Raw genomic sequence first — 19,770 nt, forward strand, 5'->3', positions numbered from 1 at the left:
ACTGAAAGACACTCCACCCACACCTGAAGGAACCCCCGCGCATGAGCGACTCCGGCCGCGCCGATGCCTTGTTAGCCGATCTGCCCCGGGACGGCCGTGGCCGGCTCAAAGTCTTCCTTGGCGCCGCACCGGGGGTGGGCAAGACCTTTGCCATGCTCCAGGCCGCCCACACCCAACTGCGACAGGGCGTCAAGCTGATCGTGGGTGTGGTCGAAACCCACGGCCGCGCCGAAACCGAAGCCCTGCTCAGTGGCCTGCCGCAGCAGCCTCTGCTGCGCAGCGAATACCGCGGCGTGATGCTCGAAGAAATGGACCTCGATGGCCTGCTCGCTGCCAAGCCCAAGCTGGTGCTGGTGGATGAATTGGCCCATAGCAATGCCCCCGGCAGTCGCCATGAAAAGCGCTGGCAAGATATCCAGGAATTGCTCGCCGCCGGTATCGACGTGTTCACCACGGTCAACGTCCAGCACCTGGAAAGCCTCAATGATCAGGTGCGCGGCATCACCGGGGTGCAAGTGCGCGAAACCCTGCCGGATTGGGTGTTGCAGGAGGCCGATGAACTGCTGCTGATCGACCTGCCGTCCCGCGAGCTGCTGGAGCGCCTGCGCGACGGTAAGGTGTATGTGCCGGAACAGGCCCGAGCGGCCATCGACGCGTTTTTCACCCAGACCAACCTCATGGCCCTGCGCGAGCTGGCGATGCAGACCGCCGCCGCTCACGTCGACGATGATTTGGCCCAGGGCTATCGCCAACTCGGCCAGGCCGCGCCGGCTGTGCGCGGTCGCTTGCTGGTGGGAGTGGATGGCGATGCGCAGGCCGAACGCCTGGTGCGCCATGCCAGTCGCGTGGCACAGCGGCGGCATTTGCCCTGGAGCCTGGTGCATATTGATAACGGTCGCGCGCGGGATGAGCAATCGCGCCTGCGCCTGCAAAACGCCCAGCAATTGGCCGAACGCCTGGGGGGAGACGTGGTACTGCTGCGCGCGGCAGAGGTGGCCAAGACCTTGATCCAGCATGCCGCCGAACGCCGCGCCAGCCTGCTGTTGGTGGGGCAGTCACGGATGAGCTGGCGCCGTCGGTTATTCGGGGGAGGCTTGGCCGCGCGCCTGTTGCGCAGCGCCCGTGGCCTGGAAATCAATGTGCTCGACAGCGATGACCTTCCGGCATCGCCACGCCTGCCGGAGGTGCGTGGGCTGGTGTGGTTCGATTACGCCCTGGCGGTGGTGGCGACGGTTGTCGCGGCGGCCGTGGCTTGGGCGGTGGCCAGCGTGTTGCCGCTGCCGAACATTTCCCTGGTGTTCCTGGCCGCCGTGTTGCTGGTGGCGGTGCGCAGCAGTCTGGGGCCGTCGCTGGTGTGTGCGGCGTTATCGTTTATCACGTATGACTTTCTGTTTATTCCGCCGAATTTTTCCTTCGCCATCCAGCGTGAAGAGGACGTGCTGACCCTGCTGTTCTTCCTGCTGATGGCGGCCCTCACCGGCAACTTGGCCGCGCGTCAGCGCCGGCAGTTGCAGGCCCTGCGCGACACCCAGGAAGAAACCGGCGAGTTGCTGGATCTGTCACGCAAACTCACCGCCGCCACCGATCGCCAGGCCGTCATCAGCGCGGCGGCCCATCATCTGGAGGGTTGGAACGACCTGGATCTGTGCCTGGTCAATCGTGACGGCCAGGGCGGCTGGAAGATCGAGACCGGCGGCCCGCTGACCCTCACCGACGCCGAACGCGCTGCCGCCGATTGGGCCTGGCAACATGATCAGCCAGCGGGCAAGGGCACCGGCACCTTGCCGTTCGGGCGTTGGTGGTGGTGGCCGCTTTCGGGTGAAGAAGGGCCCCTGGGCCTGCTTGGCGTCAGCGCCAAACCGGGTCTGGAGTTGAGCGGCCAGCGGCGGCGCTTGCTCACCGCGTTGAGCCAGCCGCTGGCCCAGGCCCTGGCCCGTGCGCAGTTGGCCCAGGAGCTGGAATCCGCACGCCTGCACGGTGAAACCGAGCAACTGCGCAGCGCCTTGCTGGCCTCGGTGTCCCACGATTTGCGCACGCCGCTGACCTCCATGCGCGGCAGTATCGACAGCCTCCTGGCGCTGGGTGAAGCCATCCCCCTGGAGGACCGCCGTGAGTTGCTCGAAGGCACGCGCGATGAAGCCGAACGCCTCGACCGCTATATCCAGAACCTGCTGGATATGACGCGCCTGGGCCATGGCGCGTTGAAGCTGGCGCGAGACTGGGTGTCGCCGGGCGATATCGTCGGCAGCGCCCTCGGCCGCTTGCGCGCGGTGCTGGCGCCGCTACAGGTGAGTACAGATGTGCCATCTGAGTTGCCGTTGCTGTATGTGCATGCGGCGTTGATCGAACAGGCGCTGGTCAATGTGCTGGAAAACGCCGCGCGCTTTTCGCCAGCCCAGGGCCGTTTGCAGGTAAGCGCCGGGGTGACGGATAACCAGCTGTTCTTTGCCGTGGCCGATGAAGGGCCGGGCATTCCCGAAGATGAGCGCGCGAAGATCTTCGATATGTTCTACACCGCGGCACGCGGTGATCGAGGCGGGCAGGGCACCGGCCTGGGCCTGGCGATCTGCCAGGGCATGGTCGGGGCGCACGGCGGGCATATCAGCGTGACCGAGGGCATCGACGGGCGCGGCACCTGCATCACCTTGTACTTGCCGTTGCCAACCCAGCCTGGCCTGGAGCGCGAGTCGTGAGCTACCCTCTTTGCTCCACGGGTTTTGAATGGACACCATGAGCCAGACCGCGACGATTTTGGTCATTGATGACGAACCGCAGATCCGCAAGTTCCTGCGTATCAGCCTGGCCTCCCAGGGCTACAAAGTGATCGAGGCCGGCACCGGTAACGAAGGGCTGGCCCAGGCGGCGCTGAGCAAACCGGACTTGCTGGTGCTCGACCTTGGCCTGCCGGACATGGATGGCCAGCAGGTGCTGCGTGAGTTTCGCGAGTGGTCGACGGTGCCGGTGCTGGTGCTCTCGGTGCGGGCCAGCGAAGGGCAAAAGGTCGAGGCGCTCGACGCCGGCGCCAATGATTACGTGACCAAACCGTTTGGCATCCAGGAGTTCCTTGCCCGGGTCCGCGCGTTGCTGCGCCAGGCGCCCGCCGGCGAGGCGCAGGAAGCGGCGTTGCATTTCGGCCCGTTGACGGTAGACCTGGCCTACCGCCGCGTGTTGCTTGACGGCGCGGAAGTGGCGTTGACCCGCAAGGAGTACGCGGTGCTGGCGCAGCTGGCGCGGCATCCAGGGCGGGTGATCACGCAGCAGCAACTGCTCAAGGATATCTGGGGGCCGACCCATACCGAGGACAGCCATTACTTGCGCATCGTGGTCGGCCATCTGCGCCAGAAACTGGCGGATGACCCGATGCAGCCACGGTTTATCGTGACTGAGGCGGGGGTGGGGTATCGGTTGTTAGGGGCCTAGATTTCTATTGCCTGCTCCGACGGCATCGCAGGCCAGCCAGTTCCCCTTTTGGAACGCATGTCCCTGTGGGAACCGGGCGGCCGCCCATGTACCCCTGTAGGAGCGAGCTTGCTCGCGAAGAACGTCAACGATAACGCGGTAAACCTGTTTCCCCGCAGCGTCCTCGGGTTTTTCGCGAGCAAGCTCGCTCCTACAAAGGTTACCGGTCAGTGCCCATGCCAAGCGGGGACACATGGGCAAGTCGAATCGTCGCACCGCAGCTCCCACATTTGATCTTCGTTGCTTTGAGCATTGCGTTCGCTTAACTGATCGGCATTGGGGCTTGGCTGCGATGGCGCCCCCGGTTTCAGGGCTGCTCACTTTCATAGCGGTCCAATGTATCACTGGCAATTTCCCGCCCCAGGGCGATCAGCTCCGGTGCCTTGTAGAACTCGAAAAACCGACACACCCGCTTGGGCACGTTGATCAGCACATCCGGCGGATAGCCGGCGATCTTGTACTGGGCCAGTGACGTCTGCATCACTTCGAAACTCTGGTTGATCAGGTCCAATAACGACGCCGGCCCCACGTTGTCGATGATGAACGACCCGGTGGCCGACTTCGGTGCCCCGGGTTTTTCCGGCGCGGCAGCGGGTTGCTGGGACTCGGGCTCGGCCGACTCCAGCCATGGGTTGATCTCGGCCGCCTGGGCCTGCAAGGCTTCCTGCTCAAGCTTCATTAATTGCTCGGCCTGCTTGCGGCGAAACGGCAAATGCGAACCCAGTGATTTGGCCAGGCTGTTGAAGCGGCTCTTGAACGCCGGCGGCCGCTGGATTACCGGCAAGTGATAGTGCTTCTGGTTGGTGGCATTGAGGTTGACCGCGATGATCAAGTCGCAGTGGCTCGACACCACCGGCACGATCGGCAACGGGTTGAGCAGGCCACCATCGACCAGCATGCGGTTGCCTTGCATCACCGGGGTAAACAGGCTGGGAATCGCCGCGGAGGCGCGCATGGCCTGGTGCAGGCAGCCTTCCTGGAACCAGATTTCCTGCTGGTTGGTGAGGTCGGTGGCCACCGCGGTGTAGGGGATGCGCAGCTCTTCGATATTGATCTCGCCGACGATCTTGCGGATCTGCCCGAAGACCTTCTCGCCACGAATCGCTCCCAGACGAAAGCTCACGTCCACCAGGCGCAGCACGTCGAGGTAGTCGAGGCTTTCAATCCAGCGTCGATACTCCTCCAGTTTGCCGGCGGCGTAGATCCCGCCCACCACGGCCCCCATGGAACACCCGGCGATACAGGCAATGTCGTAGCCGCGCCGTTCGATTTCCTCGATTACCCCGATGTGGGCATAGCCCCGGGCCCCACCGGAGCCCAGCACTAAGGCAACACGCTTCTTCATGGTCCATGTCCTTTATCGGCAGGTGCCCACAATGCACCTATTGAGGGGGGCGCTTCAATCTTCGTTGAACTGCGCAATATTTTTCCAGAATAGCGACTAGTCTCGGGTATGCTCTGGCAATAGGTACTACCGATTTCAGGCTAAGGACAAGGCACTTTTTGTTGTAGGCAACGTCTACACGGTACGACTGTTTCTCTTTATTTTGAGGTGTCATCGATGAAAGCCTGGATGTGTGTGCCTGTGATGATGTTGGCTCTTGCCGGCTGTGCCGGGAAAACTGCCTATCGTGATAGCTGTGGCTCGCAACTGGATGCCGCCTGGAAAGAACTGGACCTGGCCAAGGCCGAAGGGTTTGCCGGCACCGTCAGCTACTCCAAGGCGCTTTCCCTGTTGACGGGGGCCAAGACCCAACAGCAATTCGAAGCGTTTGAGGGCTGTGCCAACAAGGCCGAAAAGGCACGTTTCTATATTCGTGAGTCGCGCGCCGGGCGTTGAGTCGTGCGTTGCGCGTAGGATCTTTCATTGGGGAGTGAGGGCGAGATGTCAGCGTTGGTCGATCAGCTAGTCGCCCAGGTCATTGGCCTGGAAGTAGGGTTACTGAGCTGCCAGGCTCGCCTTGCCGCCGTCACCGATGATGAAGCACTGCATGACCTGCGCACCACCGTGCGGCGTCTGCGCAGTCTATTGCGACCCTTGCGGGGGTTGCCCGGCGTCGAACAACTGGAGTCGGCCGCCAGTGCCGTCGGTCAGTTGACCACCCCACTGCGTGATCGTGAAGTGCTGGCGGCTTATTTGCATCAGCATGGTCACCACGAAGCGGCGGACCGACGCCTGCGCCTGCAACCCGAGGCCTATCGCCACGTGGCGCAAGGGCCCGAGCTGGCGCAGTTGCTGCAGATCCTCGATGCATTCCCGCGTTTTATTCGCGCCTCCCAACACCAGAAGTTGCTCAAGGGCCTGCGCTCACGCATCGAGAAACGCCTGGCCAAGCAATGGCGCAAGCTCGATGAAGCGCTGAATAACCCTGATCATGATCGCCACCGCCTGCGATTGTTGATCAAGCGCGTACGCTACGCCGCCGAAGCCTATCCCGAACTGGACAAACTTCCTGGCAAGGCCTTGTCGCGCTTGAAGAGTGCCCAAGCTGCCCTGGGGGATTGGCATGACTGCTGGCAATGGCTGGCACAGGCCGAACATCAGGCCGACCTGCAGCCTTGCGTTGCAATATGGCATCGCACCATGGCCAAGGCGCAAGGGCAGGCGGATCGGGTGCTGGACAAGCTCAGCGCCGATTGTTTCTGAGGCGGTCCGGTTTTTGGCCGGAATAGGCGCTGTACCGGCTTGGCGCGATGGTTAATATCCCCGTCATCGGTTTTCTTGACGTGAGGTCGCCATGCGCTTTAGTGATTTGCTCGACGCTGCCCGCAGCAACCCCTTGGATGTCACCATCCCAGCCGAATGGGCCCAGGGCCGCGCGACCTTTGGTGGCCTGGTGGCCGCGTTGCAATACCAAGCCCTGCGCGCCCAAGTGCCAGAGGATCGCCCACTGCGTTCGCTGGCCGTCACCTTCGTCGGTCCGGTGGCGCCGGATGTACCAGCCAGCTATCAAGTCGAAGTGTTGCGCGAAGGCAAGGCGGTCAGCCAATTGCTGGGGCGGGTAGTGCAGAACGGTGAAGTGGCGACGCTGGTGCAGGCCAGTTTCGGCGCATCACGGGCGTCGGAAATTGATGTGGCGAGCGAACCTGCGCCGACATTCAAGCACTGGGAGGAATGCCAGGAGCTGCCCTATATCAAAGGCGTCACGCCTGAGTTCATGCGCCATCTGGCAATGCGCTGGAGTGTTGGCGGCCTGCCGTTTACCGGTAATAAATCCCGCGAGATGGGGGGCTGGGTTCGATTACGTGGAGAGGTGAAAGAAGAGCCCCTGACCGAGGCGCATATCCTCGCCCTGGTCGATGCGTGGCCACCGGCCCTGTTGCCGCACCTGAAAAAACCGGCGCCGGGTAGCACCCTGACCTGGACCATCGAGTTCATCCAGCCACTGCCGCACCTCACCACCCTCGACTGGTGCCAGTACCACGTCAACATCGAACACGCCCGCGACGGTTACGGCCATGCCGCCGCCGCGCTATGGAGCCCGAGCGGCGAGCTGATCGCCCTCAGCCGCCAGACCGTGGTGGTCTTCGCCTGAGTCTCAGTGCCGAGGGCGCTGCCGCCAGGCGCGCCACCAACCACCGCTCAACACAAAGCGCGGGAACGTTACGAACTGCTCCAGCACCAGGCGCTGAACCGCATCTTTACGATCACTGAACGGCTCACTCGCCTCGGCTTCCAGGCGATGGCCATGACGCTGCAACGCCAGGCCAGCCAGGATGCCGACAATGCCTACGGCAAAACTGGCCAGGCTCAGACTGAAGACGCCAGACACGATCAGCAGAAAACCGATGATGAACAGCGGCACGGCAATCAGGTGCAGCGCCAGGTTGGTCGGGTGCTGATGGTTCTGCGGGTAGTGACGCCATTGCCAGGCGGGGAGATTGGGATGACGTTTGCCCATGATGGTGAATCCTCTGTCCGTTGAAACAACTTGGATGGAGTTTAGGTGGGGGAGGGCGGGGCGGCGAATTGGGGTTGGCTATGGGGTCTATAGACAGCAATTTGTGACATGACCATCTTTGTCCCTAAATAACACGTATATGATTGTTCATATAAACCGATTTTGGATCTTGTTTGATTCAAGATTTTTGTAGTTGGTTTCCAGGTTTTTTAATGAGTTTTTTATTTTTTATTACTGGCTTTTGTTGATTTAAAAGTCTTCATCTTTGCCTCTGGCATACACGTTAGGGTTGCAAATTGAGATACTCTGAGCTTTGAACTCGACTAAAGAATTTTTGTTGGTGGCTTGAAATAAAAACTGATCATTTTCCTTTGTTATCCTTAAATTAAAAGTATCTCGGATGGGTATGTTTAGTATTTTTAGTTCGCTAATGTCATAGCAGTCAATACCAAGTCTGCAAACGTTGTAACCTTTGTTTTTCCATTTTTCCGGTAGAGCGTCTGGGAATTCAGGTATGTCGAAACCAATACCCAAGGACGGCCGATCATTGTCTATTTGCAAAGAAAATAGCGTAATTTCTCCTATCTTGACAGGCTGTGTGAAGATTTTTTCAAAAAATATATTCTTATCTAATTCATTCCAATATTTCATTTTTTTCCTGAAAAAATAGTGCGCTTCTGCGCCGATGACTTTACCGTTACGGGGTTGTTCAATCGGTCGCAAATTAAAATGTGTTACTTGATCTCCAAGCCCATCAGGTCTGCCATATTTATGCCCGGCCGAGTGATCTTGAATAAGAACTTGTGAACCATCTTCTCTTGTAAATTGATATACCCTCGTCTCAATGGGGTGACCGGTCGTACTCAATATTTTTTTATCGTTCAAATCGGTCATGTTTTCTTTTTTGTACTGCGCCATCCGTCCGGTTTTTGGGTGGGTCATCACGTCTGGATTCTGATTCATCGGTATATGAGCATCTCTTTTAGCTTGCCTGAAAGCCCCCTTGCGAGAAACATTAGGGATCTCCGGTTGAGTGGGCGTGACGCAGGCGGGATCCTTTGTTTTTGACCCAGGGCAATTTGCGCTGAGCCCTAAAGGATCCACCCACCCCGTAGGATTAGGCACGTACTGGTAGCTGTTGATCCCACCCGCCAACTTCACCGGGTCCGGCGTCAGGTAACCACCGATATCCGGATTGTAGTAGCGATGGCGGTTGTAGTGCAGCCCACTTTCCGGGTCGAAGTATTGGCCTTGGAAGCGCAGTGGGTTGTCGACTTTTCCGACGTCGAGGCGGCTGATCTGGCCGTAGGCGCGGTAGTGGGCGGACCAGACGATTTCGCCGTCGGGGGTGGTCAGTTCCTGCGGCGTGCCGAGGTGGTCGAGTTGGTAGTGATAGGGCTGGGTTTCATTTGGACCGAAGCCTTCCAGCAGTGCCAACGGGCGAAAGCTGTCGGGTTCGTAGAGGTAACTGCGGTGGCGCTCCGCATGGTGTTCGGCGATGAGTTTGTCGCCTTGCCAGAAAAACTCGGTGGTGATGCCATCGACGGTTTTGCTGATGCGCCGTCCAAATGGATCGTAGCGGTAGCTGGCGGTTTGGCCGTTGGGTTGGGTGATGCCGATCAGGCGGTGTTGGCAGTCGTAGCGGTATTCGGTGACGAGTTGCTGGCCTTTGCCACGCCGTTCGCGGATCAGATTGCCGAAGGCGTCGTAGTCGTAATGCCGGTCGCCCTGGATCATCAGGCGGTTGCCGGCGACGATGTCGGGGCCGGGGCGGTCTTGCATGAGCGGGGTGCCGGCGGGGGTGTGGCCGAAACGTTCCTGCAGGTCTTGGGAGTGGTCGGCGCGGGTCAGGCGGCCTAAGGGGTCGTAGTGGTAGCGGTGTTCGCCTTTGCGGGTGTCGTGGAGGCGGGTGAGGTTGCCGGTTTTGTCGTAGTCGTAGTGACGTTGGTAGAGGTGGTTTTCCTGCTGGGTGATGGTGTGGGCGTGCAGGCGCTGCTGATCGTCGTAGTGGTAATGGCTGAGGAGTTGGCCTTGTTGGCGTTGGTGTTCCTGGCCTGATTTGAATAGGTGCGATGTGAGTGTTTCCCCATTCAACTCAACAGTGGCGAGCTCGCCGCCTTTGTCGTGGTTGAAGCTGAGGCGGTTGTTGTCCGGCAGGCGCAGGTGTTTGAGTTGACCGCAGGCGTCATAGCCATAACGCAAGGTGCCCCAGCCCTGATGTTCGGCGGTGAGGCGGTTCTGGTGGTCGTACTCGTAGGCCAACGCCCAGTGGCCGTCGTTGACGCTGAGGAGATTGCCTTGGCGGTCGTAGGCGTAATCAACCTTGCTGCCGTCTGGCAGGGTTTTTCGTACGAGGCGGCCGGCATGGTCGCGCTCGTAGCGGGTCATCAGCTGACTGCCATCGTCGCCGTGTTCGGTTTTTTCCTGCAGGTTGCCGTTGAGGTCGTAGACGTAGGCGGTGCGCTGGCCGTCGAAGCCGACTTCCTGCTGGATCAGGCCGTTGGCGTGGTAGTCCAGGCGGTAGGTTTCGCCGACTTCGTTTTCGATTTCGGTCAGCATTAAGCGAGCGTTGTTGTAGCGGTAGTTGACCTGGGTGCCATCGGCGTTGATACGGCGGCTGATCAGGTGCAGGCCGTCGGCGTATTCGTAGCGGGTGACGTGGCCGAGTTCGTCGCGTTCGGCGGTGATTTTGCCGTAGGGGTTGTAGGTGTATTCGCGGGTTGCACCGCCGGGCATTACGACACGAACTAACCGGCTGACACTGTCCCATTGATATTGGGTCAGCGCGCCGTGTTCATCCTCGCGGGCAATTTGCCTGCCCAGATCGTCATAGCGATAACGCGTGATAGTACCGTTCGGCAGCTGCTCCTCAATGAGCTGGCCGCGCTCATTCCACACCAGGCGGTGACAGCCGCGATCCGGATACCAAACTCCAATCAACTGCCCGTACTTGTTGTAGCTGTAGTCGGTAACCTGACCATCGGGATCGGTCTTACGCGTTACGTCGCCCTGATCGTTACGCGCATACTTCCAAACCGCCTCACCCCGTCGCACCACCCGTACGAAGCCGTTGTCATGCTCGTAGGACGTCGGCTCATCGTCCCCCGGAAACACCGCCACCAAACGTCCGGCGTCGTCGTACTGATACGCCGTCACCGCCCCAAGCGGATCCTGCTCGACCGTCAGCCGACCTTTTTCATCGTAGGATTTGAAATGCTGAGCACCGTCCGGATCGACGCGCTGCACCAAGCGCGCCCGGTCGTCATGGACATACAGCTCCTGACTGCCATCGGCGTTGTGAACGACAACGCTGCCGTCGTCACCCCACACATACCGCGTGTCCATCTGCGAAAAACTGGCCCAGTGCCGCACGCATCGCGCCGCCTTGCCGGACCTTTCCCACTCCCAAAAGAAACTCGCCCCACCGGCCAGCCCACGCTCCAGAATGACGTGCTGCTCGTCGTAGCGATAAACCTCGCGCTCACCTACAGCATTGGTCGCACCAACCAGTCGGCCTGCGTCGTCATAGGCATAGGAAACGACGTTCTGCTCGGTGATCCAGGCATACTCTTCACGGCCTTCGGCCCGCTGAACCTGGTAATCCACCGCGACGATGCGACCCGCCTCATAACGCAAGCACAGCGAACGCCCCACGCCGTTATCCAGCCGCTCAATGCGCCCGGAAAAATCCCGGGAAATCCGCAGGCGGTTGTCATACGCATCGCTGATCGAGAACAGCACACCATCGCGAAAGTGATAAAACCGCGACGCCTGGGCCAGCACCAACTCGTCCGGCGAAGTCCCCAAGTAAATCGCCGCTTCAGCCAGGCTATTGGTAATCGCCGGCCGAGCAGCGCTAGGCAGCGGAAACTCAGTCGAGCGGTTTTCATGGTCGGTCCACACCACTGAGTCGCCTGAAGCCACCAGCCGCTGCGCCAGCGAATGACTCCAGCCAAACCCGAGCCCAACATCCAGTTCCACCGCACTGGTGCGATACAACCGCGTCCACTCAAACGGCAAGATTCCGTCTAAAACACCCTCGGTGAGGGTGAGCAGTTCCTCGCCGGTGACCATCGACACCGGGCAGCCATTAGTAACGGTTTTTTCCGAGGAGGCCGCCGCATCCCCGTTCGGGTTCTTCCCCGAAACAGGCGCATCGTCAACAGCCTCCTGCCGAACCAACACTGTCCGCTGCGACTTTTTACGAACCGCCGGCACCGCATTTGAAACGACGTTCTCGCCAGTTTTCAACGGCACAACCGGCACTGCCTTGATCGGCGTCGCGGTGCTACCCAGCAGCAATGGCTTAACCGCTTCGACATGCGGTTCCAAATCCGGCGCCACTATCTGCTTGGCCAGCAGCTCCAATAATTCCCGCGCCTGCGCGGACTTGATATGGCTCAGCACCTGGGGCCCCAGCCGCACCGCTACTCCCATCGCACCCAACGCACGAATCAACAGCAGATTGATCAGCACCTCACCGGTGATCTCTCCCCACAGTTCATTCATCTGGGGCGGCGGCAGCAGACGCATCCAACTGACCATCGCCGACAGGTAGATAAACAGCAGCGGCTCATCGCTGAGCAGCAGCAAGCCGTTGGCAATCTTGGCGCTACCGAGCTTGAGCAGTTCATCGAGTTCGGTCTGGGAGATGTATTGCAGCAACTTTTCGCTGTTGGGCTGGATGTCCGCCAGCAGGTCCCACAACTGCGTGACGTTGTCCCACAGGTTGAAGAGGGCTTTTCCAAGCCCACTGATAAACGCCACTTCCAGCGTCCGACGCTGATCAAGCGGCTTGGCATCGACGTAGTCTTTCCAGCGGTCTTGGAAGGTGCCGGTCCACGCTTCACGCAGGCGAACCTCCAACCCCACGGTGACTGACTGATAAGACGCATACAGCGCCTTGACGTGATCCCTGGAAACGTTGGGGTAGAAATGGATTCGGTACTGCTGGTTGCGATCACACTCGGTGATTTCGAGGACGCCGCTCGGGCCAATAGTCTTGTGGATCGGCTCGCCCAGCGGGCCACCGTTTGGATCGACGCGTTGCAGCACCACCGGCGTATTGCCGATGGGCACGAACCGCGTACTTTGAAACATATGCACCAGGGTCAAGGTGCCATTGGCCCGGCAAGTGGCGACGGTGCTGCTGGGAAAGATCGAGCGACTGAGCGGCGCGACTAGCGCCACCTCATCGCCGACCTTGAATACCTGTTCGACGTCCAGGGCCGAGAAGCTCCAAAAGCGCTCGGCCCAGTCGTCAAACGTATTCAGGCATTCACGAAAATCACGAAAGACGGCTTCAATATCGACCGTCGTTACGTCCATTGGAGTCAGGGCCAGCCGGCCAATGGCCGGGTTCAAGACACAGCCCCGTCGACAACCAGGGCCATAACGACAATAACCATCTGCAATCCCTCGCACTGTGTGATCAGGCGAGAGACTTTGGAGTGGTTTGTGAGGTAAAGAAGTCGGCGCTATTCGCCAGGACGGCTAGGAGGGTTCGCCAAAGCTTCGGGTAAATGGAGGGGCGGTCGTAGGAGCCGGATTACAGGTTGAGCAGTCCTACAGCTTCAACTGCCCAATCGCCTTGCTCAGTTCCCCCGCCAGTGTCGCCAGCTCATTGCTGGTCGTCGCCGAGTCCACAGTCTGCTGCACCGTGTTCTCGGTCACATCGCGAATACTCACCACCGCGCGGTTCATCTCTTCGGCCACATGGCTCTGTTGTTCGGCGGCGACGGCGATCTGGGTGTTGCTTTCACGCATTTGCGCTACGGCACCGGTGATTTCGGCAAGCGCGGCGCCGGCTTCCTGCGCTTGTTGCACGCAGTCGTCGGCCTTGAACGAGCTCTCCTGCATGAAGTCCACCGCATCGCGGGTGCCGGCTTGCAGTGCCGAGACCATGCGGGTGATTTCGTCGGTGGAGCTTTGCACGCGTTTGGCCAGGTTGCGAACTTCGTCGGCGACCACGGCAAAACCACGGCCCATTTCCCCCGCGCGGGCAGCTTCGATGGCCGCGTTGAGGGCGAGCAGGTTGGTCTGTTCGGCAATGCTGTGGATCACGCTGACCACGCTGTTGATCTTCTGGCTGTCTTCGGCGAGTTTCTGGATCATCTCGGCGGTCTGTTGCACGCCGCTGGACAGGCCGGCGATCGACTGCTGCACGCGGCTCACCACTTCCTTGCCGCTGCCGGCGAGGGTGTCGGCGGTCTGGGACAAGTCGCGGGTGGCGCCGGCGTGTTGCGCGATGTGGTGGACGGTGGCGGTCATCTCGTTGATGGCGGTCGCGGCCTGGTCGGTTTCGCTTTGTTGGCCGAGCATGCCGTGCTGCACTTCATTCATGCTGCTGGCCAGGCGTGCGGCCCCTTCGTCGAGTTGCCGGGCGGTGCGTGCCACGGTGTTGACCACGCGCTGGTAGCCGGCCTGCATGGCATTGAAGGCGCTGGCCATCTGGCCGACTTCATCCTTGCACGCCAATGGCACGCGGGCCGACAGGTCGCCGGTTTTCTCCACATGCAGCATCACGTCCTTGAGGGTGTTGAGCTGGCTGAGCAGAAAGCGGATCAGCAATTGCGAAGCGCCGAGCATCGCCAGCATCAGGATCAGGACCGCCACAGCGTAGTGAGTGAAACGGTCGCTGAACACTTGGCTCAAGCTTGGCGCATAGGCGAGGACGGCGAGTTGCTGGCCGTCAGGGCGGGCGATCACTTCGGCACCCAACAACGGGTTGTCGCCAAACACGGGCATGTGATTGAGCTCAACCCAGCCGCTGGCGTCGCTCAGGGCTGACAGATCCTGAGCGGCCAGTTGTGGGACTTGGCCGCGCGCAAACGTCAGCCACTGGTCGCCCTTGGGCAATGCCTTGTCGGCTGGCCAGGCACCGAGCAATCGTGCCTGGGCCTGCGCCGAGGCTTGGGACGCTACGCTGCGCGCTTGCTGTTCGAGCTGTACGGCGTACAGCACCAACAGCAGGGTGGTAATAAAGGCGACCGCATTGACGGCCCAGAATTTGTACTTCAGTGAGATGTTGCTAAGCCAGGCACCCATGGAAGGTTTTCTCTGATAGCGGAAACAGCATTGGCAAGGTGCCATTATTGTGCCGCTACTCAGAAAAACGGTTTTGACATGGGTCAATGCGCCGCATCATCCACGGGCGGTAGCCCGAAAAACGCGCGTGCGCAGGCCGTGCTATGCCGGGCCAGGTCTTCCACGCTTTCGTTACGGTGCAGGGCGACTTCGCGCAGTACCTGCGGCAAGTAGGCAGGCTCGTTGCGACCGTTTTTCGGTTTGGGGCGCAGGGTACGCGGCAGCAAGTAGGGTGCGTCGCTTTCCAGCATCAGACGGCCGCGGGGGATTTCCCTGACCAGCGGGTGCAGGTGTGTCCCACGGCGCTCGTCGCAGATCCAGCCGGTGATGCCAATGTGCAAGTCGAGGTCGAGGTAGCTGAACAGCGCCTGCTGTTCGCCGGTGAAGCAATGCACCACGGCGGCGGTGAGGTGGTCACGGTAGTCTTTGAGGATCTCCAGCAGGCGTTGGTTGGCGTCACGCTCATGGAGAAACACCGGCCGTTTCAGTTTCACGGCAAGAGCCAGGTGTTCCTCCAGGACTTTTTCCTGCTGTGGGCGCGGAGAGAAATCCCGATTGAAATCCAAGCCGCATTCGCCCACGGCCCGCACGCGAGGTTGGCCGAGCAAACCGCGCAAACGCTGAGCGCTGTCAGCGTTCCAGTCGCTGGCGGAATGAGGGTGGATGCCGGCGGTGCTGAACAGGCGTTGGCCGCTTTCATCGAGTCTTACGCACAGTTCCAAGGCCTGTTCGCTGCCGTCGACGCTGGTGCCGGTGAGCACCAATTGTTGCACGCCGGCGGCATAGGCACGGTCGAGTACGGCCTGGTGCTTGTCGTCGAAACTGGGGTTAGTCAGGTTGACGCCGATATCAATGAGTTGCATGGTGCTATCTCCGCCTTCGGCCGGAAAGCATATCAGAGCTGTAGATTTATAAGAAAAACCAAGAACTACAATGAGTTATAGCTGTCTTTGAACGACGCAAGCGACATCGTGGTGGGCTCGACGTCTCGCCCTGTGCCGCCGTTGCGCGCAAAGCCCGCGCTTAAAGCGCTCTGTTTCTGACTCCAACCGCCTCGTTTTTAGCGAGGGCGTTGGCCAGTATTCTTTCCGGAGAGCGGATGATCCGACCCTCGGCGTTGCTGATGTTATGCCTGACGTTACTGCTGCCCATGGCGGCGGTCGCGCGTCTGGATGGCCCGCTGGAAGTGACCAAGCCCGGCAAAGTGCGTGACCTGGCGCAGATTCGCGCCAGTCGTACCCTGCGCGTGCTGGTCAACCAGAGCCGTAACAGCTCCGGCGAGGTGCAGGGCCAGGCCATCGGTGTCGAGTACCATCGCCTGCGCGCCTTCGAGCAATACCTCAATGGACATGCCCGGGACGGCCAGGAAATCAACCTCAAGATCATTCCCAAGGCCAAGGACCAACTGCTCGGCGCCCTGGCGCGTGGCGAAGGTGACCTGGTGGCGCCTGGTGAACTGATTGATGTAAAAGCCACGCACAAGATCAGCGCCAGTGACCCTATCGCCAGCGACGTAGCGTTGTGGCTGGTGGGGGTGAAGGGCGAGCGGCGGTTCACCCAGCTGGAGCAGCTGTCCGGGCGCACTCTGGCACTGACCACCGGCAGCGTGGCGGCGGATGCCATCAGTCAGGTTAACCAGAAGCTGGCCCTGCACAAGCGGCCACCGATCAAAGTGGAATGGGTCGATCCGAGCTTGGCTGTGGAGGATGTGCTGGAGATGGTCCAAGCCGGCATTTTCCACCTGACCATTGTCGAAAAGCCGATTGCCGAACGCTGGGCGAAGATCCTGCCAAAGTTGCGTTTCGACAAGCAGGTGGCAATCAGCGAGCCGGGTAATGAGTACTGGTTTGTGGGCCAGGACGCCTCGATGCTGCGCGCCAGTATTGATCGATTTCTCAAGACCTATCGAACCCCGTCCGACCAGGACGTGGCGTTTCAGCGTATTTATCGACGCCTTTATCAGGTACGTAACCCGTTGGCGCGTGCTGACCGCAAGCGCTTGGAAAAACTGCGCCCGGTCTTGCAAAAGCACGCCCGCGAGCAGGGCATGGATTGGCTGAACCTCGCGGCACTGGCCTTCAAGGAATCGGCCTTCGACCCAGGCGCGCGCAACAGCGGCGGCCCTACCGGCCTGATGCAGATCACCCCCGCGGCGGCGCAGCGGGTGGGCGTCAACAATATCGAAAGCCTCGACAGCAACGTCCAGGCGGGCGCGCGTTACCTCGCCTTGATCCGCCGCAAGTTTTTCGCCAGCCCCAAGCTCAACGAGCGCGAGCGCATGGCCTTTGTGCTGGCGGCCTACAACATGGGGCCGGAGCGAGTGCAGGGGATGCGCACCGAAGCCAAGCGGCGGGGGCTGAACCCCAACCAGTGGTTCTTCCAGGTTGAACGCATTGCCATGGAGCAAGTGGGGATGAGCGGTGTCAGCTATGTTAATAGCGTCAACAAATACTACTTGGCGTTTGATCGGGAACGGGAGTCTCTGGAGCCGGCGGCATCTAAAATCGCATCGCGGAAATAATCGGTTTTATCGATGTTAATAAGGCATTTTTTGCGCTTTTATCATTCCATTAACTGATTAATATAGCGGCCAACCCCCTACTTCAAAAGGATCCGCACCATGAGCCCATTGATCAAGAACATCCTGTCCACCCGCGCCGGCTACGGCTTGACTGCCCTGCGCATCGTTGTCGGTATCATTTTCGCTGCCCACGGTTCACAAAAGCTCTTCGGCTGGTTTGGGGGCTACGGCCTCGCGGGTACGGCGCAGTGGATGGAAAGCATCGGCCTGGCACCGGGTACCCTGATGGCGCTGCTGTCGGGCGGCACCGAATTCTTTGCCGGCCTGGCGCTGATCATTGGCTTGCTGGTACGCCCGGCGGCATTGGGCTTGACCATCCTGACGCTGGTGGCGATCTTCTCGGTGCACATCCACAATGGCTTGTTCATGGCCAACAACGGTTATGAGTTCGCGTTAGCGTTGCTGGGCGGTTCCCTGGCGGTGTTGCTGGAAGGCGCCGGCAAACTGTCTGCGGACCGCGCCATCGCCAACTGACAGCGGCATGAAATACTGAAAGGGCCCCACCATTGCGTGGGGCCTTTTCGTTGCTCGGGATTCTTGACACCGGCCCACCGGCTTCTCTAGGATGCTGCTCATGCGCCGATTTAAACAGCTAATTGCGGGGCGCCACCGGGACTCCATTCAGCCCGACAGAAGCCTGGTCTCCCTTGCCGAGACGGCTTCGAAATACCGCTAAAGCGCTGGTTCGGTGTTGCCTCTCACCTGCCCGCAGACTTTTGAGGCAGAGACACGACACGATGAATGCAATACGCCCTCTGATACGCCTGGCCCCGATCACCGCGGACCTCACTCAACGCAATCCGAAAATTCTCCTGGGCGGCAAGCACCAGCCGACGCTGTTGCGTTACCTGGACGGCTGGCCGCGTCGCACCGGGCGACCTTCGGCCTTCCTGATTCAGTTTGTAGAAGATGGCGATTCCCTTGCGCGCTTTGCCAACAACAGCTTTGACCTCGCGGTTATCCAGGCTCCGAATGCCCGTGATGCAGGCGAGGTCATCCACCACCTGACACGTATTGCGCGGCAAGGGCTGATTGCGCGCCGCTGAGCCCTCAGTAAAACGCGGCGGGCGGCACCGGTCGACAACGATGACGCCACCGAAATAGCGCCCAGGCAATCACGCAGAGCAGTGCCGGCAATGGGACTATCATCAGCAACGTCACGGCCAGCTCAAGGCGATGAACCGGCGCGTAGGCTTCGACCCTCAAGGCGTGCAATTCTATCGGTAAGCGCAGGCGTTCCTTGTTCAGCACTTGCAACTGGGTACTGGTATCCACCCCTTCGGAGCCCAGAACGGTATGCGTGGGGTTCAAGCGCTGCCATTCCTTTTCGGTCTGCGCCAACTGGCGTTCCAGATCGCCAGCCTGGTCTTGATAGGTTGTCGCGGCCACCTCGCGCATGTTTCTGAGCACGTGTAACGAGTAGTTCGTGGCTGCACGCGGCCGAATATTGGCGAGCGCATCGGGAGCGGCCAGGTTATCCAATGTGTTCAATACAAACAGGCTGTTGCTGTGGTGCGTCGAACTGCCGGGTCTTTCGCTGAGCAAATCCGTGTCGGCGACCACCACCACATGAATCTGCTCAGCCTTCTGCAGTGGCGGCTGCTGCCCATCGACGCCGTCGGGGAATGCCGAATACGCTGCCCCTTCAATGCGCGCCGCGATCACATAGCGTTCACCGCGCTTGGACGTTGCGGGAGGCGGCGTGCCTGGATCTGCCAGCGTGGCGTATGCCGAACTGCGCAGCAGCGGTGTGAAAGTGTTCCGGCTTTTTTCCAGGGGGAAGAGGGCGCCGCTGTTCGATACGGTCACGGACCCCAGCTTCCAAGTGCTGAGATCGTTTGTATTCATGGCCTGCCGCCCCAGGGTCAGCCGGGTGGGACGATGCTGCGGGGAGCCATAGGCACTATCGACCAGTACCTTACCGCTGGGCATCTGGACGCCCCAGCCGGCAAGCAGTCCGTCCAATGCCGAGACAGTGGGTGTTGCCTGCGTGTCTGCAGCATCCTCGGGGTCGATGAACATCATCAGCTTGCCTCCGCCCAGCACAAACTGATCAATCGCATACAGGGCCCGTTCGGGTAGCCTGCGTGGGTGGATGAGCATCAGGGTTTTGATGTGCGCCGGGACATCGAGAATGTTCGGCTCCAATGCCGTGAGGTCGAAGTGCCTGCGCAATTCCTGCAGCAGTGGCTCCATGGTCGCTTGTGTCGGCAGCCCGGACAGCAGGCCGATCTCGGCGGGAGCGGGTTGGAGCAAGCGGGTAATCAGATGGCTGATTTCATATTCAAGCAGCGGTTCCCTGTCGTGACTGAATGACGCTATACGTTGCGCCACCTGGCCGTCCCGGGTGCCGATAAGGCCGAAGAATCCCGGTTTGTCGTCAAGGCCGTACAGGCCAGCTTTGTAGGACTCTTCTGAAAACGCGGCCGGGTTGATCGTGTGCAGCGTGATCCTGCCGTTGGCCGTTTGCTCGAATGCCTTCAGTTTTTCTTCAACATCCTTGCCGTAATCCTTCAGTGAATGACTATTGAATGTCGGTTTTTTTGAGTTGAAATAATATAAAGCCAGCGGACTCTCCAGTGGGGCGAGCAACTTTAGTACTGCGGGCGATAAGGTATTGATTTTTTCTTGCGAGACGTCCCAGCGCAGATCGGGAAGTTTGACCGCCCATACCAGGTTGAATGCCAGGAACACTAACAGGATGACACTTAATGTCATGGCGGCGCGCAGGGCGTATCGCAT

14 protein-coding genes are annotated in these 19,770 nt (G+C 60.1%); 8 read left to right on the plus strand and 6 right to left on the minus strand.

Annotated features, from left to right (window positions below; all coding sequences use genetic code 11):
- The first annotated feature begins 41 nt into the window (after positions 1 to 41).
- Together AB4O05_RS12785 and AB4O05_RS12790 are read left to right on the plus strand one after the other, a co-directional pair.
- Positions 42 to 2,693, plus strand: coding sequence for an ATP-binding protein (locus AB4O05_RS12785; RefSeq protein WP_460137196.1), 2,652 nt, complete (start codon positions 42 to 44; stop codon positions 2,691 to 2,693).
- 37 nt (positions 2,694 to 2,730) lie between these two features.
- Positions 2,731 to 3,420 (plus strand): response regulator, encoded by a 690-nt coding sequence (locus AB4O05_RS12790; RefSeq protein ID WP_460137598.1) that lies wholly within the window; start codon positions 2,731 to 2,733, stop codon positions 3,418 to 3,420.
- A 346-nt stretch (positions 3,421 to 3,766) separates the two neighbouring features.
- On the opposite strand, the gene AB4O05_RS12795 is transcribed toward AB4O05_RS12790, so the two are convergent.
- Positions 3,767 to 4,804, minus strand: a complete 1,038-nt coding sequence (locus AB4O05_RS12795) for a patatin-like phospholipase family protein (RefSeq protein ID WP_460137195.1) — start codon at positions 4,802 to 4,804, stop codon at positions 3,767 to 3,769.
- Between the two features lie 216 nt (positions 4,805 to 5,020).
- Between AB4O05_RS12795 and AB4O05_RS12800 the strand changes: the two genes are divergently transcribed.
- From AB4O05_RS12800 to AB4O05_RS12810, 3 genes are all read left to right on the plus strand, one after another.
- Positions 5,021 to 5,299 carry a hypothetical protein gene (locus AB4O05_RS12800; RefSeq protein WP_460137194.1) on the plus strand — a complete coding sequence of 93 codons (279 nt, stop codon included), beginning with the start codon at positions 5,021 to 5,023 and terminating at the stop codon, positions 5,297 to 5,299.
- Positions 5,300 to 5,344: 45 nt separating this feature from the next.
- Entirely contained in the window at positions 5,345 to 6,106 is a 762-nt protein-coding gene (locus AB4O05_RS12805) for a CHAD domain-containing protein (RefSeq protein WP_460137193.1), read from the plus strand.
- Positions 6,107 to 6,197: 91 nt separating this feature from the next.
- Entirely contained in the window at positions 6,198 to 6,995 is a 798-nt protein-coding gene (locus AB4O05_RS12810; protein WP_460137192.1) for an acyl-CoA thioesterase, read from the plus strand.
- A gap of 3 nt (positions 6,996 to 6,998) precedes the next feature.
- On the opposite strand, the gene AB4O05_RS12815 is transcribed toward AB4O05_RS12810, so the two are convergent.
- The 4 genes from AB4O05_RS12815 to AB4O05_RS12830 form a co-directional block, all read right to left on the minus strand.
- Positions 6,999 to 7,361 carry an Mpo1-like protein gene (locus AB4O05_RS12815; RefSeq protein WP_460137191.1) on the minus strand — a complete coding sequence of 121 codons (363 nt, stop codon included), beginning with the start codon at positions 7,359 to 7,361 and terminating at the stop codon, positions 6,999 to 7,001.
- Between the two features lie 249 nt (positions 7,362 to 7,610).
- A complete protein-coding gene (locus AB4O05_RS12820) occupies positions 7,611 to 12,689 on the minus strand; it encodes an RHS repeat-associated core domain-containing protein (RefSeq protein WP_460164907.1) in 5,079 nt (1,692 codons plus the stop codon).
- A gap of 237 nt (positions 12,690 to 12,926) precedes the next feature.
- The gene (locus AB4O05_RS12825) at positions 12,927 to 14,408 is read right to left on the minus strand and encodes a methyl-accepting chemotaxis protein (RefSeq protein ID WP_460137189.1); all 1,482 of its coding nucleotides are present in this window, start codon (positions 14,406 to 14,408) and stop codon (positions 12,927 to 12,929) included.
- An 83-nt stretch (positions 14,409 to 14,491) separates the two neighbouring features.
- The gene (locus AB4O05_RS12830) at positions 14,492 to 15,310 is read right to left on the minus strand and encodes a TatD family hydrolase (RefSeq protein WP_460137188.1); all 819 of its coding nucleotides are present in this window, start codon (positions 15,308 to 15,310) and stop codon (positions 14,492 to 14,494) included.
- Between the two features lie 236 nt (positions 15,311 to 15,546).
- Between AB4O05_RS12830 and AB4O05_RS12835 the strand changes: the two genes are divergently transcribed.
- The 3 genes from AB4O05_RS12835 (at position 15,547) to AB4O05_RS12845 (ending at position 18,074) form a co-directional block, all read left to right on the plus strand.
- Complete coding sequence (locus AB4O05_RS12835; RefSeq protein WP_460137187.1) at positions 15,547 to 16,968, plus strand: MltF family protein; 1,422 nt, start codon at positions 15,547 to 15,549, stop codon at positions 16,966 to 16,968.
- A 99-nt stretch (positions 16,969 to 17,067) separates the two neighbouring features.
- On the plus strand, positions 17,068 to 17,502 hold the full coding sequence (locus AB4O05_RS12840) for a DoxX family protein (protein WP_460137186.1): 435 nt from the start codon (positions 17,068 to 17,070) through the stop codon (positions 17,500 to 17,502).
- A gap of 263 nt (positions 17,503 to 17,765) precedes the next feature.
- Positions 17,766 to 18,074 carry a class I SAM-dependent methyltransferase gene (locus AB4O05_RS12845; protein ID WP_460137185.1) on the plus strand — a complete coding sequence of 103 codons (309 nt, stop codon included), beginning with the start codon at positions 17,766 to 17,768 and terminating at the stop codon, positions 18,072 to 18,074.
- Positions 18,075 to 18,078: 4 nt separating this feature from the next.
- Here AB4O05_RS12845 and AB4O05_RS12850 read toward each other — a convergent pair whose 3' ends face one another.
- Positions 18,079 to 19,770, minus strand: a complete 1,692-nt coding sequence (locus tag AB4O05_RS12850; RefSeq protein ID WP_460137184.1) for a Gldg family protein — start codon at positions 19,768 to 19,770, stop codon at positions 18,079 to 18,081.

This window comes from Pseudomonas sp. S1_G07, assembly GCF_054668565.1.

Excerpts from the sequence above, each read along its gene's own strand:
- AB4O05_RS12785 (WP_460137196.1), top strand. The coding sequence starts at position 42 with ATGAGCGACTCCGGCCGCGCCGATGCCTTGTTAGCCGATCTGCCCCGG.
- AB4O05_RS12790 (WP_460137598.1), top strand. The coding sequence starts at position 2,731 with ATGAGCCAGACCGCGACGATTTTGGTCATTGATGACGAACCGCAGATC.
- AB4O05_RS12795 (WP_460137195.1), bottom strand. The coding sequence starts at position 4,804 with ATGAAGAAGCGTGTTGCCTTAGTGCTGGGCTCCGGTGGGGCCCGGGGC.
- AB4O05_RS12800 (WP_460137194.1), top strand. The coding sequence starts at position 5,021 with ATGAAAGCCTGGATGTGTGTGCCTGTGATGATGTTGGCTCTTGCCGGC.
- AB4O05_RS12805 (WP_460137193.1), top strand. The coding sequence starts at position 5,345 with ATGTCAGCGTTGGTCGATCAGCTAGTCGCCCAGGTCATTGGCCTGGAA.
- AB4O05_RS12810 (WP_460137192.1), top strand. The coding sequence starts at position 6,198 with ATGCGCTTTAGTGATTTGCTCGACGCTGCCCGCAGCAACCCCTTGGAT.
- AB4O05_RS12815 (WP_460137191.1), bottom strand. The coding sequence starts at position 7,361 with ATGGGCAAACGTCATCCCAATCTCCCCGCCTGGCAATGGCGTCACTAC.
- AB4O05_RS12820 (WP_460164907.1), bottom strand. The coding sequence starts at position 12,689 with ATGGACGTAACGACGGTCGATATTGAAGCCGTCTTTCGTGATTTTCGT.
- AB4O05_RS12825 (WP_460137189.1), bottom strand. The coding sequence starts at position 14,408 with ATGGGTGCCTGGCTTAGCAACATCTCACTGAAGTACAAATTCTGGGCC.
- AB4O05_RS12830 (WP_460137188.1), bottom strand. The coding sequence starts at position 15,310 with ATGCAACTCATTGATATCGGCGTCAACCTGACTAACCCCAGTTTCGAC.
- AB4O05_RS12835 (WP_460137187.1), top strand. The coding sequence starts at position 15,547 with ATGATCCGACCCTCGGCGTTGCTGATGTTATGCCTGACGTTACTGCTG.
- AB4O05_RS12840 (WP_460137186.1), top strand. The coding sequence starts at position 17,068 with ATGAGCCCATTGATCAAGAACATCCTGTCCACCCGCGCCGGCTACGGC.
- AB4O05_RS12845 (WP_460137185.1), top strand. The coding sequence starts at position 17,766 with ATGAATGCAATACGCCCTCTGATACGCCTGGCCCCGATCACCGCGGAC.
- AB4O05_RS12850 (WP_460137184.1), bottom strand. The coding sequence starts at position 19,770 with ATGCGATACGCCCTGCGCGCCGCCATGACATTAAGTGTCATCCTGTTA.